Below are 21,820 nucleotides of genomic sequence, written 5' to 3'. Positions count from 1 at the left end.
GTCCGCTCGGGTGGGGGAGGTGGACCATGACGAAAAGCGAGCTCATCGACGCGATCGCGGGACGGGGGGAGCTCACCAAAGCTCGAGCCGAGCTCGTGGTGAACTGCGTCTTCGACGCGATGACCCAGGCGCTCCAGCGCAACGAGGGCATCGAGATCCGCGGGTTCGGCAGCTTCACGGTCAGGCCGTACAAGCCGTACAGCGGCAGGAACCCGCGCACGGGCCAGCCGGTGCCCGTGCCGGCCAAGCGGCTCCCCTTCTTCAAGGTCGGCAAGGAGCTCAAGGAGCTCGTCAACGCGAGCCGCGCCTACGCCATCTCGGGCGACGACGACGACGAGGACGACGACGACGAGGACAGCACCGACGACGAATGAGGTGACGCGCCCCCCTGCCCTGCCGGCCCGCGCCCGAGCGGGCCGAGAGGGCACGCCCGCGCCCCCCTGACGTCGCGCGCGTCCCCGACGTCGCGCGCGTTCCCGACGTCACGCGCGTCCCCGACGTCACGCGCGTCCCCGACGTCACGCGCGTCCCCGACGTCACCCGCGTTCCCGACGTCGCGCGCGTTCCCGACATCACGCGCGTGCCCCGACGTCGCGCGCGTCCCCGACGTCGCGCGCGTTCCCGACGTCACGCGCGTCCCCGACGTCACGCGCGTCCCTCGCCCCCCTGGCGGGCGGTTGCGCTGCGCGGTAGAAGCGGGCCCCCATGGTCCCCGCCGAACGTCAGCTCGAGATTCTCTGCAAGGGTGCCGTCGACCTCCACGTCCGCGCCGAGCTCGAAGAGCGGCTCCGCGAAGGAAAGCCGCTGCGCGTGAAGGCCGGCTTCGACCCGACCCGCCCCGACCTCCACCTCGGCCACACGGTCGTGATGCAGAAGATGCGGGAGTTCCAGGAGTTCGGGCACACGGTCGTCTTCGTCGTCGGCGACTTCACGGCCATGGTCGGCGATCCGACCGGCAAGAACGAGCAGCGCCCGCGGCTCTCGCGCGAGGAGGTCGTCGCCGCGGCGGAGACCTACCAGGCGCAGGCGTTCAAGGTCCTCGACAGGAGCAGGACCGAGGTCCGCTACAACTCCGAGTGGCTCAACAGGCTCGATCCGGCGCGGATGATCGAGCTCTGCGCGAAGTACACGGTCGCCCGCATGCTCGAGCGCGACGACTTCAAGAAGCGGTACGAGGAGGCGCGGCCCATCCACGTGCACGAGTTCATGTACCCGCTGCTCCAGGCCTACGACTCTGTCGAGCTCGAGGCCGACATCGAGCTCGGCGGCACCGACCAGCTCTTCAACCTGCTCGTGGGGCGCGACCTGATGCCCCGCTACGGCAAGCGCGCCCAGATGGTGATGACGATGCCGCTCCTCGAGGGCACGAACGCGCGTATGGAGGACGGCAAGGTGGTCGGCGCCAAGATGTCGAAGAGCGCCGACAACTACGTCGGCATCACCGAGCCGCCGTTCGACATGCTCCAGAAGCTGATGCTCGTCGATGACGGCGTGATCTGGCGCTACATGGAGCTGCTCTCGTCGCGCCCGCCCGAGGAGGTCGCCCGCCTCCGGGAGGCCGTCGCCCGCGGCGAGCAGAGCGTCATCGCGGTGAAGGAGCTCTTCGCGCAGGAGATCGTCACCCGCTTCCACTCGGCCGAGGACGCGCGCGCGGCACTCGAGCGGCGCCGCAGCGTCGCGGCCGGCGGCCTGCCGGAGGTGATCGAGGAGATCCCGGTGGCGAGCGAGCGCGACACGATCCCGATCGGCAACGCGCTCTCGCTGGCGGGGCTCGCCGAGTCGACGTCCGCGGCGCGGCGCCTCGTGAAGGGCGGCGCGGTGCACCTCGACGGCGAGGTGGTCAAGGACGAGCAGCTGAAGCTCGAGCGTGGGAAGCGATACCTTGTCCGCGTCGGCTCGAAGAACCGCCGCTTCGCCTACCTCGTCGTTGGCTGACGCGCCCGGGCGGGGGCTGCGCCGGCGCGGCGTGATCGGCGGCGTCCTCGGGTGCGTCTTCGGCCTGGCGCTGCCCGCGTGCGGCGGCGCGCCGAGCCCGCCCGCCCGGCCGGCGCCGCCGCTGCCGCCGCTCGCCACGGCGGACCTCGCGCGCCTCCTGCCGCAGGCGGGGCTCAGGTGGCTGATCCTCGCCCGGCCCCGCGAGATCGCGGCGGTGCCGTGGCTCATCCCGTCGATAGCGATCGTCGCGCCCGAGGAGAACCTGGCCCGGCACGCCCGCGCGACGGGCATCGACCTGCGGCAGGTGCGCGAGGCGGCGATCGCGTCGTACGTGTCGGACGAGAGCCCGACGGGCGAGGCCCGGCTCTACCTGGCGCGCCACAGCGGCGATCCGCGGACCATCGAGCGCCTCTTCCGGGGGCGGCTCACGGGCAAGGAGCGGCGCGCGCTCGATCGACCGGACGTCGTGCGGGTGACGGGCGACATCGGCCGGGCGCCGCACGCGCTGGTGCTGCTCGGGCCGGACGTCGTGGGTGTGCAGGACGGCGGCAGCCCGCTGCGCGGGCCGGCGCGCGTGGCGTCGCTGTACGCGCTCGGGCGCCTCAAGCGCTCGCCGACGGCGCTCGCGGAGGGCCCGCTCGCGGCGCTGGCGGCCCGCTTCGGCCCGGCGCCCGTGCGCGCGTTCGCGCCGGGGCCGTTCGACGGGGAGCTCGCCCGCGGCGCGCGCGGGCTGCTCGCGGCGGCGACGGCCGTCGGCGCGGCCGCGAGGCCGAGCGCGCGCGAGGGGATCGCGCTCGCGATCGCCGTGGCGGGCGATTTCTCGACGAGCGGGGAGGCCGCGTCGGAGGAGCTGCTCGCCGCGTGGAACGAGCTCGCGCACGGGTCGTTCGGCCACCTGCTCGGGCTCGACGCGCCGGTCGAGCCGCCGCTCGCCACGCACGCGCCCGACGCCGTGGCCGTCGCCGTCGAGCTGAGCCCGCGGGCGCTCGCGCGGGGGCTCGCGGCGGCGACGGGCGAGCGGATCGAGGAGATGCTGCGGTAGGCGCGGGGGCGCCTCGCCGGTAAACCTCATCAGAGACATGCCCACCACGATCAGCGGCTTCTTCCTGCAGTGCGCCTCGCTCGGCGCGCTCGAGCTCGTCCTGCCCGCCGCCGAGGCGCCGTTCGGCGTCGAGCATCACCGCCGCGAGGACGCCGGCAGGCCGTGGCGCCACGTGGCGACGTTCGCGCGGGAGCTCGGCCAGGTCGGCGCGGCGACGCTGATCCAGAGCAATTTCGGCGATCTGGGCAATCTCGAGGCGGTGGCGCGCGCGGGCGATCGGCTGGCCGCGTTCTGGTGCGCGCCCGCGGGCGAGCCGTCGTGGAGCGAGCCGCGGCTGTTCGCGGAGGGCGCGGCCGGCGACCCCGCGCTGATCCAGGGCGGCTTCGGGGGGCGGGGCAACTTCGAGCTCGTGGTCCCGCACACGAGCGGCGGGATCGCGCACTACCACCGCGACAACGACACCGCGGAGCTCGTCTGGCGCGGGCCGACGATCTTCGGCGCGGACGTGGGTCGGCTCGAGGCGGTCGCGATGATCCAGCGCGGGGGCGACCTCGAGGTCGTCGCGCGCGCCGGCGATCGCCTGCTGATGTTCTGGCGCGCCGGCGGGCCCGGGGCCGCGTGGCAGGGCCCGGAGGACGTCGTCGCCGGGGTCCGGGGGACGCCGGCGCTCTTCCGCAGCACGTCCGGCGGCGAGGGCGCGCTCGAGCTGCTCTCGCCGCTCGCGGGCGTGGGGCTCGCGCGGTGGTACCGCAGCGAGGGCGCCCGCGGGGCGCGCTTCCGCGGGCCGACGGTGTTCGCGACGGAGCTCGGCCGGTGCGAGGCGGTGTCCGCGATCGAGAGCCGGCCGCTCGGGCGGGTCGAGCTCGCCGTGCGCGCAGGAGGGCAGGTCGCCCACCTCGTGCGCGACGGCGAGAGATGGTCGCGTCCCGTGATGCTCCGCAGCGGGTCCGCTCCCGCGGCGGCCGCTCCCGCGCCCGCGACGCCGCCTCCGCCTGCCGCGGCGGCCGCTCCTGCGCCGGCCACGCCGCCTCCCGCGGCGCCGTCCCCGCCTGCGCCGCCCGCCGCCCGTGCGGCGCCACGGCTGCGCGTCGGGCCGCACCGGGCGGGGTTCCGCCGCATCGGCTCGCTCTCGCTGTCGGCGGACGCGTGCTACCCGGACACCTGGCCGTTCCAGGGCGCGGTTTACCGCTCTCCCGCGCGCTGCGCCGCGCTGCTCTACTACCCTGCGTCGGCGGACGGCGAGGAGGCGCCGCTCTCGCCGGGAGGCCCGTTCCCCGCCATCGCGATCGCACACGAGCGGCGCCTCGCCGCAGGCGCGGCCGGGACGCCCGCGGGCCTCGACCAGGACCACCGCCAGCTCGCCGGCGTCATGGCGCACCTCGCGCGCTGGGGCTTCGTCGTCATCGCGCCGGACCTCTCCTGGCTCACGCCCGACGACGCCCCCCAGCGCCGCGCCGCGGCGCTCCGGGACGCGCTCTCGCACCTCCGGGCCGGCTCGCGCGGCCCGCTCCTCGCCGACTACGATCGGGTGGGGCTCCTCGGCCACGGGCTCGGCGCGCAGGCGGCGCTCGCGCTCGCGCTCGACGCCGCATGCCCGTTCGACGTCCGCGCCCTCGCGCTGCTCGCGCCGTCGGGCGAGCCCGAGCGCGCTCCGCCCATCGACGCGCTCGCGCCCCGCCCGGTGCTCCTCGTCCGCGGCACCGCCGACCCCATCGCCGCCGGCGTTCCGGCGGCGCTCTACCACCGCGCGCGCGCGCCGAAGCACCTCGTGACCGTGCCCGGCGCAAACCACTTCGGCTACACGACCTCGCTCGGGGCCGAGCCGCACGACGGCCCCGCGGAGCTCCCGCGGCGCGAGCAGCAGGCGATCGCGATGGGGTACCTGGCCGCGTTCTTCAACGGCTACCTCCGGGACGCGCGCGGGTGCCTCGACGCGCTCTCGGGCAAGGCGTCGCTCGAGGGGCTCGAGGCGAGGGAGATCCCGGTGACCGCGGAGCTGCCCGGCGCGTGCCCCCGGGCCTGAGCCTGCGCGGGCTCGAACCAGCGGCCCTGGGCTCTGGAGCGGAGAGGGCGCGGCCCGATCTGCCGGATGCTGCCCTGATGTACCGTCGCCGAGGGCTCGACGCCCGGACGCGGTCAGCCCCGCTCCTCGCCGAGCCAGCGGGCGAGGCTGAGATCGAGCTGGCTCGCGACCAGGTCGGCGAGCGAGCCGATGTCCGAGCGGCTCACGCCCAGGCGCTCGTGCAGGTGACGCTGCACCTCGCACGCGATGGTCTCGCGCGACCTGGCGATCCACCGCGACACGGTGGACTGATTGACCTTGTAGAGGACACCGATCTTCTCGTGGCTCATGCCGCTCACGAGATGGAGGCGCAGAATCACCCGCTCGCGCTGCGTGAGCGCGGCGAGCGCGGCGTGGAACGCCTCCCGGAACTCGCTGCGATACCGGATCTTGAGGTAGTCGAGCTCTGGATCGGCGCCCGCCGGCAACGCCTCGCTGAGCTCATGCTCCCCTGCCTGATCCCGCGCGCCCGCGCCGCGCACGAGGCTCAGGCCGGTGCGCTGCGCGGCCACGCCGACCCAGCTCGATAGCGGGCCACGCCCGGAGTAACCCGCGATCTTCGGGGGCTCGCCGTTCCTGCCCACAAACAGCTTCTCGCGCAGGATCTGCCGGACCTCGTCGCCGAAGCTCGGCGAGCTGTCGACGAGGCGGAGAAACGCCGCGATCGTCGACGCGTAGCTCGCCTCGAACCGCTCAATCGCCCCCTTGATCCCGTGGGCGCACGCGCAGGCAAGGTAGAGATCCGCGGCGTGGATCTCGGCGAGCGCGCGGGCAAGATCGGCGTCGGGCGGGGTGCGCTCGGCGAGGTGGCGGATGAACAGACCGGCGCCGACGTCGAGCCCCGGCCACGCCGCGCGGCCCGACTCCCACAGCCGGACGAGGAGCGCGTCGAAGGCGCCGGGGAGCTCGTGCTCGACCACGCTGCCCCGGTGGTGCTTCAAGAAGACCGCCAGGAGATTCTCGGCTTCCATGGCGCTTTCCGGCACGTTACCGGGGTCCGTCGGTCGAGTGCCTTTCGAGCATTCCATCTACCGAATCCGGCGCGCCACGACAATCCTCCGCAGCGTGGCGCCCGGCGATTTCAGCGCGGGCACCTCGTCGCTCGCCGCGCGCGGGCGAGCCCCGGAGACGCCGCCCGGTCCGGTCAAGCGCCCCGGGGGTGCCACCCGGGCCCGGCGCTCCTTCAAGAGAAGAGGCGGAGTCGATCGGGGGCGACTCCAGGGGACCGCCACGCAGCGGGTCAGCGCCGACGATGGGCGCTTTCATTTTTTGTGCATGACCCCGGATCTCGCGGCGTCTCCTTCTCGATTGGGGCCGGCATCGACCCGCCGCGCCGGCGACACCGGCGGGCGGCGTGACGGATGACGAGCGCGAGGAAGGTCACGTAGAGTGGGCTAGGGGGATTGGGCCCTGCAGGGCCGATATCGACCGGCGCTCGCAGGCCGGGAGCGCGCGCGCGCCCGCGTGGCGAGCGAGAGGGCACAGAGCGGATGCAGCAATGTCCTGATGAGGAGATGTTCGTCGAGTTCTTCGCGGGGCGGCTCTCCGCGGCCGCGATCGCGACGATCGAGCAGCACGTCGACCGGTGCCGGTCGTGCGTCGATCTGATCACCGTCGCCGCCTCCGCGCTGACGGGCAAGGAGCAAGACGTCACCCGCCCGGCCCGCCCCGCGCGAGCGCGCGGCGAGCCGGCAACGACGCTGCGGACCATTGGCGGATACCGCATCCTCGAGCCCGTCGGGTACGGAGGGATGGGCATCGTCTACCGCGCGGTCCACGTCGCCTCGGGCGAGGCGGTGGCGCTGAAGACGGTGCGAGTGCACGAGCAGGGCGCGCTCGCCTCGATCCGCCGCGAGATCCATGCGCTCAGCCGCCTTCACCACCCCGGCGTGGTGCGCATCCTCGAGCACGGGATCGAGGGGGGGCGGCCGTGGTACGCGATGGAGCTCATCGAGGGCCGCCCGCTCGAAGGGCACCTCCGGGCGCTGCACCCGCAGCAGGGGGACGGAGGCCAGACGCCGGCGGCGGCGCCGCGCCTCGCGGGGATCCTCGGCGCTCTCCGCCGGCTCTGCGGAGCGCTCGGCTTCTTGCACGGGCGCGGCGTCATCCACCGGGACGTCACGCCGCGGAACATCGTCGTCCGGCCGGACGGGGCGCCGGTGCTCATCGACTTCGGGCTGGCCATGAGGAACGCCGGCGCCGGGCGCGATCTGCTCGACTCCCTCGCCGCCGTGGAAGGCACGATCGCCTACATGGCGCCGGAGCAGATCCGGGGGGAGCAGCTCGATCCGCGCGCGGACCTCTACGCGATGGGCTGCATCCTCTACGAGGCCGTCACCGGACAGCCGCCCTTCGATGCGGCGTCGGCGGTCATGACCGCGCTCCAGCACGTCAGCGCGGCGCCGCCGCCGCCATCCCAGCTCGCGCCGGGCATCGACCCCGCGCTCGAGGCGCTGATCCTGCGCCTGCTCGAGAAGCGACCCCGCGACAGGATCGCCTACGCGGAGGACGTCGCGCTGGCGCTCGCGCCGTTCTGCGAGCCGGCGCGCGCGCCCTCGCGGCCGGACAGCCGGCCGCAAATCTACCTGTACCGGCCCGAGTTCTCCGGGCGCGACGAGCTGCTCCGGCGCAGCGAGGCCCTGCTCCGCCGGGCGGGCGGCGGCCGCGGAGCGCGGATGTTCATCGCGGGAGAGAGCGGGATCGGCAAGACGCGCCTCGTGAGCGAGATCGCAGGGCGCGCCCGGGCGCGCGGCTTCCGCGTCATCGCCGGAGAGTGCGTGGCCCTGAGCGCCCACCCGACGCACGAGACCGAGCGGTCAGCCGCGCTCCACCCCCTCCGGCCGATCCTGCGGCACCTCGTCGAGGTCTGCACCGAGTCGCTCGCGCGCGCCGAGCGCCTCGTGGGCGCCCGCGGGAAGGTGCTCGCCGCGTACGAGCCGAGCCTGTCCGCCCTCCCCGGCCAGCACGCCTACCCGGACCCGCCGCCGCTGTCCGCGAAGGCCGCGCGCGATCGGCTCCTCGCCGCGCTCCACGAGACGATCGCCGCGCTCGCGGACGACACGCCGCTGCTCCTGCTCGTCGACGACCTTCAGTGGGCCGACCAGCTGTCCCTCGACGTCCTCGAGACGTTCCCGCCCGGCTTCTTCGATGAGCACCGCGTCGTGCTGATCGGCGCGTACCGCAGCGACGATCCCGGCGCGCACGTCGAGCGCGCGCTCGGCGCGCCCGACGTGCAGCGGGTGGCCCTGGAGCGGTGCGACGGCGCGACGATCCGGCGGATGGCCGGCGACATGCTCGCGCTGGACGCGATCCCGGCGGCGTTGCTCGACCGCCTCGCCGACGCGACCGAGGGCAACCCCTTCTTCGCGGCCCAGTACATGCGCCTGGCGGTGGAAGAGGGCTGCATCGTGCGGGACGCCGGCGGCGTGTGGCGGCTCGGCGCGACGGGAGACGAGGAGCGGCGGCTGCCCGGCTCGCTCCAGGCCCTGATCCGACGCCGCCTCGACACGCTCTCCGCTCAGGCCCGGCAGCTCATCGAGATAGCGTCCGTCCTGGGCCGGGAGAGCCGCGTCGATCTGCTCCTCGAGACCGCGAGGCTGATCGAGGCCGACGCGCTCGACGCGCTGAGCGAGCTTATCTGGAGGGGCCTGCTCGAGGAGGTCGAGGGGGATCACGTCCGCTTCGTTCACGACAAGCTGCGCGAGGTGGCGTACGACGGGCTCGCGCCCGAGCGCGCCATCGAGCTGCACCGCCGCGCCGCGCTCGCGATCGAGCGCCGGGCCGGCCTCGCCCCGGTGGAGAGCGCGCTGTACCCGATGCTCGCGCACCACTGGGCGTCCGCCCGGGTGTACGACAAGGCGATCCACTACCTCGAGAAGGCCGGCGACCTGGCGCTGGAGAGGGCGGCGCACGCGGACGCCGCCGGCTTCTTCAGCCGCGCCGTCGCGCTCGAGCCGCACCTGCGCGGCGCCGGCGCCGCGCCCGTCGATCCGGAGCGCGCGGCGCGCTGGCAGCGCCGCCTCGGCGAGGCCTACTACGCGCTCGGCGATCTTCCCAGGTGCGAGGGGTGCTCGTCGCAGGCGCTCAGGGGCTTCGGCCACCCGCTGCCGCGGTCGCGCGCCGGCTGGGCCGCGCAGCTCTTCGCGCAACTCGGGCTGCAGGTGCGGCACGCCCTGCGGCCGGGCGGCGACGTGGAGCGCTCGCCGCACCACCGCGCGCGCCTGCAGGAGGCGGCGCTCGCCGCGGCGAGGATCGCGCATCACTACTACTTCACCAACGACGCGCTGGCGCTCGCGACGGTCTCCCTCATGTCCGTCAACCTCTCCGAGCGCGCCGCGGTGGACCTGCCGCTGGCGCGCCCCTACGCCCAGCTCGGCTACTTCGCCGGCGTCTCGCGGCTCCGCTCCCTCGCCGACACCTACTTCGAGCGCGCGCGGCTCAACGCGGAGGCGGCCAACAACCCCGGCGAGCTCGCCGTCGCGCTCTACCACGAGGCGGCCTACCACGTCGGCCTGGGCGCGTGGAGCCGCGCGCACGCGGCCGGCGGGCGCGCGCTCAAGCTCCTCGGGGAGATCAAGGGGATCCAGGAGACCGAGATCACCCATACGGTCCTCGCGCACGCCGAGTACTGCGCGGGCGACTACGTTGCCTCGATCGCCCGCTGCGAGCTGCTCTTCAGCTCGGCGCGCGCGCGCGCCAACGTGCAGCACGAGGCCTGGGGCCTGTACGCGAGCGCGCGCAGCCTGATCCGGCTCGGGAAGCTCGACGACGCGCTCGATCGGATCACCCGGGCGCAGGCGCTCCTCCGGAGGCAGCCGGAGCTGCCGTCGGAGATCCTCTGCCTCGGCCTCGCGGCGCTGGCCCGCCTCAGGCAGGGAGATCTCGCCGCCGCGGAGCGCGGCGCGGACGCCGCGATGTCGCTGGTCGATCGCGTATCCCCGGTGTTCTCGCTCGGAGACGGCTACGCCGCCGCGGCGGACGTGTACCTCGCGCTCGGGGAGCGGCGCCGGAGCCGGGGCGACGCGCTGGACGCCCCGCTGCGCGCGCGGATCGACAGGACCTGCACGGTGCTGCGGCGCTTCGCGCTGCTGTTCCCTATCGGGCAGCCGAGCGCCCTGCTCGCCGACGGCCGCGCCCACCTGATCGCAGGCCGCGCGCGCCGCGCCGAGCGCTGCTTCCAGCGCGCGCGGGACCGCGCCGCCGCGCTCTGCATGCCGTACGAGGAAGCCCTGGCAGAGCTCCTCCTCGCCCGCCACGCCCGGGTGAGCGCGCCAGTCCGGGAGGAGCGCCTCCGCGCCGCAGCGTGCCTGTTCGATCGGCTGCAGTGCGAGCCGCCTCGCTGACGGATCGGTGAACAGACGACGAGCCCCGGGGAGCCGCCGGCCTGCGTGCCGGCTGCTCCAGAAGGAGTTGGAACATGCCTGAATCGGTCACCGCGAAGAAAGAGAAGATCGCCATCCTGGGAGGCGGCATGGCCGCGCTCACGGCAGCCTTCGAGCTGAGCCGCACGCCGGAGCTCCGCGCCCGCTACGACATCACCGTCTATCAGACGGGCTGGCGGCTCGGGGGCAAGGGCGCGAGCGGCAGGAACGCCGCGCACGCGCACCGCATCGAGGAGCACGGCCTGCACATCCTGATGGGCTTTTACCACAACACGTTTCGCGTGCTCCGCGGCTGCTACGAGGAGCTCGGCCGCGAGCCCGGCTCGCCGCTCGCGACGATCGAGGACGCCATCAAGCCGCACAGCTTCGTCGCGATCGCCGAGCAGGTGGACGGGCGCTGGGAGCCGTGGCCGCTGCCGTTCCCGCCGATGCCCGGGAAGCCGGGCATGGGCGACGTGGGGACCCTTGCGCCGCTCGATTACATGAAGCGGCTGCTCGCGTGGGCGCAGGGGCTGTTCGCGCGATCCGGAGCGGCGCAGCAGATCGCGCCCAGCCTGCGCGATGACATCACCGACGTGGACCGGATCCTCGATGAGGAGGTCGCGCCAGGCGCGCCGCTGACGCGCGGCCTCGGCGGCGGCGGCGCGCCCGGCGACCGCGGGCTCGTCGATCGCGCGCTGCGGCTCGAGGCGCTCGTGGACGACCTGTACGCAGACCGCTCGCGGCATATCGTGCCGGTCTCGGCCTATCTCTACCTGGCCCAGCAGCTCGGAGAGCTCGATCTCTGGAACCCCGGGAAGCGCCTCGCCTGGCTGGTCGAGCGATTCCGCGCCTGGCTGGGCAAGCTCATGAGCCCTCACCTCGAGGGCTCGACGCCGCTGCGCCGGCTCTGGATCATCCTCGATCTCGCCCTCACCACCGTCATCGGCGTCCTCAAGGACGATGTCGCCGGCGCGCCCGACGGGTGGGCCTCGCTCGACGACCTCGATCTGCGCGACTGGCTCGCGCGCCACGGCGCGTCGGAGATCGCGCGCCAGTCGGCGCCTGTCCGCTCCATTTACAACCTCGTCTTCAGCGCGCCCGGCCAGATCGCCGCCGGCACGCTGATCCACGGCGTGATGCGGATGACGTTCGGCTACAGGGAAGCGATCTTCCAGAAGATGCAGGCCGGGATGGGCGACGTCATCTTCGCGCCGCTCTACCTCGTGCTGTCGCGGCGCGGGGTGAAGTTCGAGTTCTTCCATCGCGTCGACGAGCTCATCCTGTCGCCCGAGAAGAAGCGGATCGCGGCCATCAAGGTGGGGCGGCAGGTGTTCCCCAAGGGGCCCGCGTACGATCCGCTCTACGACGTCGACGGGCTGCCCTGCTGGCCGTCGGCGCCGCTCTACGACCGGATCGAGGGCGGCGAGGCGCTGCGCCAGAGCGGGCAGAACCTCGAGTCGTGGTGGAACACGTGGCCTGACGCCGAGGCGCGCCGGCTCGAGCTGGGCAGGGACTTCGATCGCGTCGTGCTCGGCATCGCGATCGGCGCGTTCCCCGAGATCTGCAGGCAGCTCATCGAGGCGCACGCGCCGTTCGCGGCCATGGTCGCGAACGTCAAGACGACCGAGACCCAGGCCGCGCAGCTCTGGATGAAGAGCGATCTCGCCGGGCTCGGGTGGACCCTCGAGTCGCCCGTGCTCGACGGCTTCGCGGAGCCCTTCGACACGTGGGCGGACATGAGCCACCTGCTCCCGCGCGAGCGGTGGAGCGCAGCGGGCGGCCCTCGCCACATCGCCTACCTGTGCAGCCGGCTGCCCGACGACACCTCGCCGAGGCCCTCCGGTCCGGGCGACATCGTCGCCCACCGGACGTCGCAGGTCCGGGAGAACACGATCACGTGGCTCCGCGATCATGCCGGCGCGCTCTGGCCGGGCGCCGCCAACGCGCAGAGGGGCGGCGAGTTCGACTGGTCGCTGCTCGTCGACCCCGAGGAGCGCGAGGGAGAGGCGCGCCTCGACGCGCAGTACTGGCAGGCGACATTCTGCCCCTCCGAGCGGTACGTGCTCGGCGTTCCGGGCAGCACGAAGCACCGGCTGCGTGCCCACGAGTCGGGCTTCGAGAACCTGGTGCTCGCGGGGGACTGGGTGCGCACCGGCATGAACGCCGGCTGCGTGGAGGCCGCGGTGATGGCTGGGCTCCAGGCGTCGCGGGCGATCTGCGGACAGCCCGCGGTGATCCCGGGGGACGAGTGACGCCGGCCGCCGCGAGGCGGGAGGAGAGACCATGATGCCTGTCGACAAGCCTCGTTACATCGAGCGTGGTGGGGAGATCGTCGTCCGGCAGCCGCTCGGGCTGCAGGACGTCACGATGTATTCGTTCGTGCTCGCCGCGGACCGCGACCGGCTGGCCGCGCTCGTGGACCGGGATCTCAACGCCCCGGCGGCCGGCGCCGCGCGGTACGTCCCCGCCGGCCCGTTCGTCGCGCTCGTCTGCGCGGACATCGCCCGCGGCCAGGCCCTGAACGAGCCGGATCGCAGCAAGGGGTGGATGGCCGAGAGGGACGTCGCGTTCTGGATACCGCTGTTCGCCGGCAAGCAGGTAGGCCCGGTGTTCGTCCCGCAGCGGCTGGTCTTCTATCTCCCGTACGTGTTCGTCGACAACATCGCGGCCACGGTCACGGGGCGGGAGATCTACGGGTTTCCCAAGACGAGCGCGGGGATCCGCTTCCCCGCCGGGCCGTGCGCGGAGGGGCGGTTCGAGGTCGACACGCTGATCATCCGCGCGTACGGGCCCGCGGCGTCCGGCGAGGTCGCGCGCCTCATCGACGTCGAGCCCGCGGAGCCGCCGCCGTCCGGAGCGGGCGGCTGGACCGACCTCGAGGCCGGGCTCGGCGCGCTCGGCGACCGGCTGAAGGGCCTCTTCCAGAGCGCCGCGGTCGAGGCGGCCGCCGGCGCTGCGCTGGAGGCGGTGCTGGCCGCGACGCGGCCGGGGACGCGGCTTGTCTTTCTGAAACAGTTCCGCGACGCGGCGGATCCGGCGCGCGCCTGCTACCAGGCGATCATCGAGGCGCCGGCCGTGGTGACGTCGCTGCACCGGGGCGGCTGGATGCCGAGGCACCGGATCCGCGTCGCGGAGGCGGACAGCCACCCCATCGTTCGCGATCTCGGCCTCGCCGGGGCCGAGATCGAGAGCCTGCTCGCCACGTGGCTTGGCTTCGATTTCACCATGGATCGCGGCGCGGTCGTGTGGAGCGCGCAGGGATAGGAACAGCGGAGTCTCGTCGAGGGCGAAGCGACCGACGAAGGAGGGAGAAGGCGATGAATTCGTTCATGGATCCCGGTAGAGACGCGACGGCGAGCCAGCCCTGGCGGGGGGGTGCGCCATGACGAGCCGGACCACGCAGGGCCTGCGCGCCGGGCTGCTGCTCGCGCTGATCGTGATCGCGGCGGCGTGCGCGCGCGACGGGAGCGTGGCTGTCTCGGCGCCGAGCGCGCCGAGCGCGCCGAGCGCGCCGGTCGCGCTGGCCGCCCCGCGCGCGCCGACATACCCGCTGCCGCCGTGCGAGGGAGACGCGTTCCGCATCGACCTCCTCGACGCGCTCGACGCCATTCCGGACGACACGCTCGACGCGCAGCGCGAGCAGCTCCGCGACTGGATCTGGACGGTCACGCTCGGCCGGCTCGCGCAGCAGACGTCGGTGGACGACGTGTTCTCGGGCGTCGCCGATCAGCCCGTGATGCGCGACGACGCGCTCGCCGGCGTGCTCCGCCTCCCGGTCGGGCCGACGCGGGCGACGACGACGAAGAAGGGCGCGGTCGTCGTCCTCGTCGAGGCCGCGGAAGCGCAGGAGATGGCGGCCGGGGTGCTGGAGGCGATCGACGACGAGGCGCTCTCGCTCGGGCGCACGCCGGAGCAGGTGCTCGTCTACGGCTACGAGCTGAAGCCGGCGGTGGCCGAGGCCAGCGTCTGCCGGATCGGCCAGATGGACCGGGAGAAGCTCGAGAGCGCGGCGCAGTCCTACCGGCGCGCGACCGTGACCACGGCCGAGGAGCTCGGCCAGTTCCTCTCGGGCGGCGTCGATCTGCTGAGCGCGCAGTGCTCCGCCTCCGGCCTGACGCTGACCGGGCGGCAGCGGCCTCGCAACGCGCGGGCCGAGCTCACGGTGGAGCACGTCGCCGCGCTCGCCCAGAAGCTCGGGGTCCGCTACATCCCGCCGTCGCGCTTCGGCGTGACGCTCGAGACGGTGTCGGCCGAGATGAGGGCGGCCATCGAGGACGAGGCGCGTCGGCTCGACGCCGGGCTGACGGCCGGCGGCCTCGCGCGCGAGATGCTGAAACGATGGATCGACGAGCGCCCGGAGGAGGAGCACCAGTATCTCCGCACCGTCGTCGCGTGGAAGGAACAGAACCCGGCCGCGCCGACGACCGAGATCATCCTCTCGTTCTTCCTCCAGGAAAGGTACGACGGAAACCCCGGCTTCTCTCTCGACCCGGTGGTGACCGTCGCAGCCGCGACGCAGCGCCTGGATGAGCTCATCGGCGCCCTCCCGGACCCCGGCAAGACCGACCGCCTCGTTCGCGCCATGGGGAGCAAGTGGGCGATAGCGAGGATGCGGAAGCTCGTGCTCGAGAGGCCAACGCTCGAGGCTGTCCGCGAGAGGCTGATCGACCTCCGCACTCGGATCCAGCTCGCCAGCGACCAGGAGGTCCTCGACATCCTGTCCGCCGGACCGCAGGTGCCGAGCCTCGATGCGGGGATCGCGTATTATCTCACGTGGAGCGTCTTCTCATCGAGCGGTCAGCAGTGCGCGCGGTACGACGGCCCCCTCGCGGGCACGGCGACCGGCATGACGTTCTTCTACACCGACATGCTGGCCAAGCTCTGGGGGCAGGGGCATAAGGGCATCTCGCCAGAGGGAGAAATCGAAGGGTTCGAGAGCGTCGCCCACCACGCGGGCTCCACGGCCTGGTGCGCAGAGGAGCAGCACCCTTCGACGAGGCTCTGGTTCGGCGTGCGGGACGAGGCCTACACGCGCGAGCCCACCGGCGGCGTCCGCTTCGCGCCGACGGCCACCAGGATCTTCGCCAAGAGCTCCACGCCGGGCTCCGGCGAGGGCGAGGTCGAGCCCGAGCCGGGGCACCGCCGCTTCATCCGCTGGTGGGATGCTCACTACGGGCGGATCGCGGCGTGGGAACCGCAATACGAGCTCCTCAATCAGCTCATGAAGTGGTCCGTGGTGACGCAGATCGCCCGCATCGCCGAGGCCCCTGCGTGCCTCCGCTTCCTCGACAAGGTCCCTGTCGACACCGACCAGCGCTTCGATCGCTGGATCGCCGCGCAACGGGATCTCAAGTGGCGCGGGCCGGTGCGCCTCGTCAGCGCCCCGCACAAGGCCACGGAGTGCGTGCCGCTGATCTCGTCCGAGCTGTACTCGTCCTGTGGCCACGAGACGCAGATCGTGGGCGGCGTGGGCGCGGCGACCCTGAAGCAGGTCCAGGCGAAGCCGCTGCGGGCCGCGGAGGTGCCCGTCGGGCTGCGCCGCCTCGGCGTCGACGCCAAGCCCGAGGCGGCCGGTGCGAACAGGCTGCGCTTCGACAAGCTCACCCGCAACGGCGGTGAGCTGCGCGACGTGGAGATCCAGGGCGCCGGCGATCGACTCACCTTCACGGCGCGCATCGGCGCCGCGGAGCCGCACGGCAGCCCGCTTTCCTCGGCAGCTCCGGCCACGCCGGTCCGCGAGACCGCGAAGATCGTCGAGCGCAGCAGCGGTGAGCTCGCCGTGCGCCAGCGCAGCAACGACGTCCTGAAGGTGCAGCTCAAGGCGTCGGATCTCCATCGGGCCAACCCCCGCGTGCGTGTGGAGGTGACCCCGGGCAACGCGGAGCTGACGAAGAGCCTGGGCCAGAAGGTCGCGGATCGCATGGCGCGCGACGGCGTCACGCTCCCCGAGGCCGCAGCCAGGATCACCCGGGGGCGTATGGCTCACGTCCTCGACGACGGCCGCATCGCCGTGGAGCTGCGCGGAGAGGGCGGGAAGAAGGCCTATGCCATCCTCGAGTCGGGCGGCTCCCCCCGCGGGCCGCCGCCTCCGGGGGACGATCTCGGCCAGCTCGTCGGGCGGCCGGGCGGCGCGCCGCACCACGCCAGGACGTATCACAGCCGCAACGACCAGGTGCGGATCTACTACCTCGACGAGGAGATCGGCTCGGCCTACGTCAGCAAGCACGCCAGCGAGCGGCTCATCTCGCGCGACCCGACCTCCGAGGCCGTGAGGTCGAAGCTCGCCACCAACGACCTCGCCGGCGCGACGCAGGCCTTCGAGCAGCACCCGACCGCGCCGGCCGCGAAGCTGCTCCTCGAGTACACGGTCGAGCGCGGCGACCTCAGGAATGCCGTGCGCGTGCTCAAGCGTGCCCCGCTCGACTCCGCCGACGACGTCGCCGGGCTCCAGCGCGTGCTCGACAAGGGGCGCATCGAGATCGCGCGCAAGGGGGGCGATCCTTCCGAGCTCGCTCTGATGTCCGTGCAGCTCACCATCGATGTACGACGGACGCTCGTGCCGGCCACGAGCGAGGCGGCGACGCTCCGCGCCGGGGCCAAGGCGCTGCCCGTCTACGCCCCGGCGAAGTACTCGCCGGAGGCCGGGCTTCCCCCCGCCCTGCACCCGCGCGGCAAGCCGCTGCCGGCGGACGAGCGGTACGTGAGCCAGATCGTGGAGATCTCTCATGATCGCGCCGTGCCGGCGACGCTGGCAGACGCGGGCGGGCTCGAGCTGAAGCTCCACGTACCGCCGCGAGCGACGGCCGGGGACGGCGCCGCGCGCAGCTCCGTGCAAACGGCGAACGCCGTGGGGTCGCCGTACCGCCTGCTCGGGCTGGCGAGGCAGCGGATCGTGGTCGTCCGGCAGTGCAGCGACGTCGACGAGTCCATGCCCCCTTGCCACGAGCCCGACCCCAACGCCGAGGCGCTGGTCGAGGGCCTGAGCGCCAGGATGTGCGACAGGAACGAGGATGGCACGCCGTCGACGCCGGAGGCGGTCGCGTGCCGTAACCGCTTGCGCAGGTGCATTCAGAGCGATGGCGGCGTCCGCTCGGTCGATGAGATACGCGCGTGCCTCATGGCTCGCCCCCATTGACGGCCTGACGATGCGGCCGCCCCAGGACAGGTGACCTGCCGAGGAGCGTGGAGCGCATGAACGACGGTCTCACGACAGCCTTCGAACGCTTCGCCGCGAGGCCTCACGCGCCCGGCGCGCTGCCGGGCCTCGAGGCGTCGCTCGATGCGCTCTACACGCTCGCCGCCAACGAGGGGGCAGCCGCCCTGCGCGCGCTGGAGGCGCTGCTCGCCGATTACGCCGGCCGCCACCCGGCGATCGACGCCTGGCTCGCGCTGACGCGGGTCTGCCTGGCAGAGACCGGGGAGGAGGCGCTCGCCCTCTCCTCCGTGGACGGCGCCCTCCTCGGGGCGCCGCCGTTCACGAGGCTGCTCATCGGCGCCGAGGCGGCGCGGCTCGTGTCCCGCTCCGACGGCGCCGCGCCCGCGTGGCGGCGCCTCTCGGCCCTCGGGGTGGAGGCCGCCTTGACGGCGGTCTCCACCCTCACGGCCCTCCAGCGCAACAGCGCCTCGCTCGCCCAGGCGGCCTGTACGGTCCTCGATCTCGCGGCGCAGAACGGGGCCTTTGGCGCCCACGAACGGCTCGCGAAGGCGGCTGCATCCCTGTGGCCGGCGGAGCACCCGTCCGCCCTCCGGATCGCGCTCAGCCTCGCGGGCGCCGCGATCCTGCGCGGTCATTACCAGGAGGCGCTGCAGCGGCTCCACGCCGTGGAGGACAGGGCGCGCGGCGATCTGCGCGCGCACCTCCTCTGCACCGAGCTCCACGCCCTCATCGCGCTCGGCAGGGGCAGCGGAGAGCGCGCCGTCGCGACGCTCACCGCGCTGCTCCAGGCGCGGCGCGCGGCGCCGGTGCCGGGGTACGAGCTCCCCGCAGACGAGCGGAGCGCGCTCTGGGCGCGCGCGGCGCGGCTCGCCTCTGCCACGCGCGAGCTCCAGGATGTTGCGGACGAGCTCGCTGCCGAAACGTCCGATCGCGAGGTGCCGCCCACCGCGCTGGAGGCGGAGGATCCCGCGGTGAGCCTCTCCGATCTGCTCCGGCGCGAGCAGGAGGCGAAGGGCTACAAGAAAGATCGGCGCGCGCGCGCGTTGCTCCAGGTCCTCGACGAGGCCGAGGACCTCATGGTGCGCCCCGGAGCCGCGTCGTTCCCGGAGGTCTGGAGCCGCCTGCGGCTGCTCTGGTGCCGCCTGGTGGCCGACCTCGAGATGCAGCAGGCCTTCGACGGCTGCGAGCGGGTGCTCGACGACGTCCTCGATGACGCCCGCCGGCACGGGCTCGCGCCGATCGAGATGCTCGCCCACGATCAGCGCGCGATCCTCCGGTCGCGGAAGGTCCCGGCGGACTGGACGGGCGCGCTGCGCGACAGCAGCGCCGCGGTCAACCTCGCGATCCAGCAGATCGCCGGGAACGCCGGCGCGGCGGGCTCGGACGTCGGGGCCGAGCGCGCGCTGCTCGAGAGCCTGCTCCCCGTCCTCGACCGCGTCATCGATCTCCACGCCGAGGGCGCGGCGCGCGTCGGCGCGCGCCACGCCGAGCTGCTGGAGCGGCCGCTCGGCGCGCTCGACGCGCGCTGGCTCGACGAGGACTCGGCCCGGGGCACGTGGCTCCGGTTCGGCCTGATCCTCCACGCCTACGCGGAGCAGACGCAGCGGCTCGCGCTGGAGGCGACGCGGCGCGCGTACGCGGACGGCCGCGCCGCGCCGCGGCGGTTCGCGGTCGCCTCGGCGGAGGAGCCCGCCATCGTCGCCGACGTCCTCCGGGCGGCCCTCCGCCCGGGCGACGGAGTGCTCCAGTACCTCGTCGTGAGCCGCTACGTCCTCGTGTTCGCCTACGGGCGCGAGCTCTTCGACTGGTACATCAGCGTGATCGAGGAGGGTGACAGCGCCGAGAAGGCGGTGGAGGAGCTCGTTCACCGGCTACGCCCCTGGATCCAGGGCGGCGCCGCGCCGGAGCACGCGAGCGACGTGGGCAAGCTCCAGGCCCTGCTCCTCCCGGCCAAGATCGCCGCGGCGCTCGATGCGGCGCGCGTCCAGCACCTGCGCATCGTCCCTCACGCCGCGCTGTACCGAGTCCCGTTCGGACGGCTCGCCCTCGGCGCCGCCTCGCTGGCCGAGCGATGCTCGTTGAGCCTCCACCCGACGGGGCAGCTTGCCGCCGCGAGCGCCGCCCCGGCCAGCGCCGCGCGGCCGCAGCGGCGCTCCCTGCTCGGCCACGTGGTCGGCCCCGAGGACGAGGCGGCGGCGAGCGCGGGAGGCCCCGGCGACGCCCTGGCGCCGGCCGCGCCGGTGCCGGTGCGCTGCGCCGAGCGCGAGGAGCAGGCATTGCGCCGCGGCGCCGGGGCCGTCGCGCCGCCCATGCGGGTGAGCCGGATCGACGGCGTCAGGTCGAGCCTCGACGAGGTCCTCGCCGGGATGAGCGCGTGTCGGCTGCTCCACGTGACGTGCCATGGCAGGGAAGGCGGCGCGCACGACCAGCAGCCCAGCATGAGGCTCGGGAACGACGAGCGCGCCGGGCTCGAGCCGAGCGCGCTCGCCCAGGCCAGGCTCGACGGCTGCGCGCTCGTGTTCCTCCAGTCCTGCTCGACGGGGTGGATGGAGCACCGGCGCACGAACCCGGTACAGGGCTTCCCTCAGGCGTTCTGCGAGGCCGGCGCCCGCGCGGTGATCGCGCCGCTCATCAAGGTCCCGCAGGCGCTCGCGCCGATCTTCACGGGCGTGTTCTACCGCGCGCTGCGCTTCCTGCCGGCCGAGAAGGCGCTCCAGCGCGCGCTCTCCGTGCTGCGCGCGCACGGGAGCGCCCTGGTCGCCTCGGACCCCGAGGCCCAGGAGGCCTGGGATGAGCACGGCGCGACGATGGACAGCTTCGAGTACCGTTACACGGGCGAGACGGGGATCACGCTGGGAGGCCTCGCCTCGCGCTGCGTCGGCCGCCTGTCGTTCGCCTGGTTCGAGTGGCGGCTGCGCTGGGCGGGCAGATCGGCCCGCGGCGCGCCTCACGCGCGATCGTGAGCTCCGGAATCTGGACGAAGGAGTCGTGAGATGACCGATGGGGTGTTCGAGCTGAGATTCGAGGGAGAGGGCGCGAGCGACACGGCGTGGGAGTTCACCGAGGACCTCAGGCGGCGCACCGGCATGCGCCCGGAGGTCCGTCACGGCGCAGCCGGCGATGGCCAGCCGACGCGCGGCCCGGATCCGGGCCTGCTCGTCGATATTCTCGCGCTGGTGCTCAGCATCCCCGGCGCCATCATGAGCGCCGATCAGCTGGTCAGGTGGATCAAGAAGCGGCGGGGCGACGCCGACGCCGCCCCGGAGGCCTCGCCGACGCTGAGGATCTCCCTGCACGGCGCCGGCGCCGATGCGCCGCTGAGCAAGGAGGACATGAGGGCGCTGCTCGCTCTCCTGGAGCGCGCCGCGCGCGGCGGCGACGCGGAGCAGGGCGGCGAGAGAGAACAGGGGTGAGCGACCGGAGCGCGCCGCCCCGCGGCGCGGGAGGGCGCCAGGCGAAGGAGGATATCGTGCTTCATGCCGTCGTCGTCGGTATCGATCACTACGTTGACCCGTTCGTCCCGAGGCTCCGGTACGCCGCGAAGGACGCGCAGGCGCTCGCGGGGCTGCTCGCGGAGCGCATCGACCGGAGCGAGCGGAAGATCCGTCTGCTGCTCGACGCGGAGGCCACGCAGCGGAACATCATGGCCGCGATAGGCGACGATCTGCACCGCGACCTCGAGCAGGGCGACACCGTCGTGCTCTACTTCGCCTGCCACGGCAGCCCGGAGCGGAGGGCCGCGCGGGATCGGCGGTCGCGTTACCTGATCCCTCACGACGCCGAGTACGGCCGCATCCACACGACCGGGATCGACCTGGAGCGGGACGTGGCCCTGTGGCTCGACCGGCTCAGCGACGCCGGGCTCGTCGTGCTCTTCCTCGACGCCTGCTTCAGCGGCGCCGCCGGGGGCCGGACGTTCATGGGGCCGGCCCTGGCGTCGACGCCGTCGCTGCCGAAGTACCTCAACGACCCAAGGCCCATCTCGATCAAAGCGCTCAACCTCGGCCGGGGCCGGGTCGTGCTCTGCGCCGCGGACGACAACCAGCTCGCCCGCGAGGAGCCGGCCCTGGGCCACGGCGTCTTCACCCACGAGCTGCTGCAGGCGCTCAAGCGCCCCCGCGGCGAGAGGACCACGGTCGCGCTCACGGAGCTCTACGATGAGGTGGAACGAGGCGTGCGGCAGGCCACGTCCGGCGCACAGGAGCCCGTGATCAGCATCCTCAGCGGGAGGCGCGCGAGCCTGCCCTGCCTCGGCTGATCCG

12 protein-coding genes are annotated in these 21,820 nt (G+C 73.7%); 11 read left to right on the top strand and 1 reads right to left on the bottom strand.

The window, feature by feature from the left end:
- Nucleotides 1-26 precede the first annotated feature (26 nt).
- The 4 genes from WMF24_RS03070 to WMF24_RS03055 all read left to right on the top strand — a co-directional run bounded on the left by WMF24_RS03070 (nt 27) and on the right by WMF24_RS03055 (nt 5,000).
- Nucleotides 27-374: an HU family DNA-binding protein gene (locus WMF24_RS03070; protein WP_437734834.1), complete on the top strand. Its 348-nt coding sequence runs from the start codon at nt 27-29 to the stop codon at nt 372-374.
- Nucleotides 375-705: 331 nt separating this feature from the next.
- Nucleotides 706-1,935, top strand: coding sequence for a tyrosine--tRNA ligase (gene tyrS, locus WMF24_RS03065; protein ID WP_437734833.1), 1,230 nt, complete (start codon nt 706-708; stop codon nt 1,933-1,935).
- The gene (locus WMF24_RS03060; protein ID WP_437734832.1) at nt 1,928-2,977 is read left to right on the top strand and encodes a hypothetical protein; all 1,050 of its coding nucleotides are present in this window, start codon (nt 1,928-1,930) and stop codon (nt 2,975-2,977) included. The genes tyrS and WMF24_RS03060 overlap by 8 nt, the downstream gene beginning before the upstream one ends.
- Before the next feature lie 37 nt (nt 2,978-3,014).
- Entirely contained in the window at nt 3,015-5,000 is a 1,986-nt protein-coding gene (locus WMF24_RS03055; RefSeq protein ID WP_437734831.1) for an alpha/beta hydrolase, read from the top strand.
- Nucleotides 5,001-5,113: 113 nt separating this feature from the next.
- Here WMF24_RS03055 and WMF24_RS03050 read toward each other — a convergent pair whose 3' ends face one another.
- Nucleotides 5,114-6,010, bottom strand: a complete 897-nt coding sequence (locus tag WMF24_RS03050) for a sigma-70 family RNA polymerase sigma factor (RefSeq protein WP_437734830.1) — start codon at nt 6,008-6,010, stop codon at nt 5,114-5,116.
- A gap of 519 nt (nt 6,011-6,529) precedes the next feature.
- Here WMF24_RS03050 and WMF24_RS03045 point away from each other — a divergent pair.
- The 7 genes from WMF24_RS03045 to WMF24_RS03015 all read left to right on the top strand — a co-directional run bounded on the left by WMF24_RS03045 (nt 6,530) and on the right by WMF24_RS03015 (nt 21,816).
- Nucleotides 6,530-10,381 (top strand): serine/threonine-protein kinase, encoded by a 3,852-nt coding sequence (locus WMF24_RS03045; RefSeq protein ID WP_437734829.1) that lies wholly within the window; start codon nt 6,530-6,532, stop codon nt 10,379-10,381.
- Between the two features lie 74 nt (nt 10,382-10,455).
- Nucleotides 10,456-12,654, top strand: coding sequence for an NAD(P)-binding protein (locus WMF24_RS03040; RefSeq protein WP_437734828.1), 2,199 nt, complete (start codon nt 10,456-10,458; stop codon nt 12,652-12,654).
- Nucleotides 12,655-12,685: 31 nt separating this feature from the next.
- On the top strand, nt 12,686-13,666 hold the full coding sequence (locus WMF24_RS03035; protein WP_437734827.1) for a hypothetical protein: 981 nt from the start codon (nt 12,686-12,688) through the stop codon (nt 13,664-13,666).
- A 118-nt stretch (nt 13,667-13,784) separates the two neighbouring features.
- On the top strand, nt 13,785-17,537 hold the full coding sequence (locus WMF24_RS03030) for a hypothetical protein (protein ID WP_437734826.1): 3,753 nt from the start codon (nt 13,785-13,787) through the stop codon (nt 17,535-17,537).
- 56 nt (nt 17,538-17,593) lie between these two features.
- Entirely contained in the window at nt 17,594-20,521 is a 2,928-nt protein-coding gene (locus WMF24_RS03025) for a CHAT domain-containing protein (protein ID WP_437734825.1), read from the top strand.
- A gap of 30 nt (nt 20,522-20,551) precedes the next feature.
- Nucleotides 20,552-20,971 carry a hypothetical protein gene (locus WMF24_RS03020; RefSeq protein WP_437734824.1) on the top strand — a complete coding sequence of 140 codons (420 nt, stop codon included), beginning with the start codon at nt 20,552-20,554 and terminating at the stop codon, nt 20,969-20,971.
- Nucleotides 20,972-21,027: 56 nt separating this feature from the next.
- Nucleotides 21,028-21,816, top strand: coding sequence for a caspase family protein (locus tag WMF24_RS03015; protein WP_437734823.1), 789 nt, complete (start codon nt 21,028-21,030; stop codon nt 21,814-21,816).
- The last annotated feature ends 4 nt before the right edge of the window (nt 21,817-21,820 follow it).

Origin of the sequence: Sorangium sp. So ce1335, from assembly GCF_051521615.1 — a bacterium.
Taxonomy (GTDB): Bacteria; Myxococcota_A; Polyangia; order Polyangiales; family Polyangiaceae; genus Sorangium.
The sequence above is the reverse complement of the archived record's forward strand: the minus strand, read 5'-3'. Positions and strand labels throughout refer to the sequence as shown.

What these genes read in the sequence shown, in the direction of transcription:
- WMF24_RS03070 (WP_437734834.1), top strand. Translation starts at nt 27, where the DNA reads ATGACGAAAAGCGAGCTCATCGACGCGATCGCGGGACGGGGGGAGCTC.
- tyrS (WP_437734833.1), top strand. Translation starts at nt 706, where the DNA reads ATGGTCCCCGCCGAACGTCAGCTCGAGATTCTCTGCAAGGGTGCCGTC.
- WMF24_RS03055 (WP_437734831.1), top strand. Translation starts at nt 3,015, where the DNA reads ATGCCCACCACGATCAGCGGCTTCTTCCTGCAGTGCGCCTCGCTCGGC.
- WMF24_RS03050 (WP_437734830.1), bottom strand. Translation starts at nt 6,010, where the DNA reads ATGGAAGCCGAGAATCTCCTGGCGGTCTTCTTGAAGCACCACCGGGGC.
- WMF24_RS03045 (WP_437734829.1), top strand. Translation starts at nt 6,530, where the DNA reads ATGCAGCAATGTCCTGATGAGGAGATGTTCGTCGAGTTCTTCGCGGGG.
- WMF24_RS03040 (WP_437734828.1), top strand. Translation starts at nt 10,456, where the DNA reads ATGCCTGAATCGGTCACCGCGAAGAAAGAGAAGATCGCCATCCTGGGA.
- WMF24_RS03035 (WP_437734827.1), top strand. Translation starts at nt 12,686, where the DNA reads ATGATGCCTGTCGACAAGCCTCGTTACATCGAGCGTGGTGGGGAGATC.
- WMF24_RS03030 (WP_437734826.1), top strand. Translation starts at nt 13,785, where the DNA reads ATGACGAGCCGGACCACGCAGGGCCTGCGCGCCGGGCTGCTGCTCGCG.
- WMF24_RS03025 (WP_437734825.1), top strand. Translation starts at nt 17,594, where the DNA reads ATGAACGACGGTCTCACGACAGCCTTCGAACGCTTCGCCGCGAGGCCT.
- WMF24_RS03020 (WP_437734824.1), top strand. Translation starts at nt 20,552, where the DNA reads ATGACCGATGGGGTGTTCGAGCTGAGATTCGAGGGAGAGGGCGCGAGC.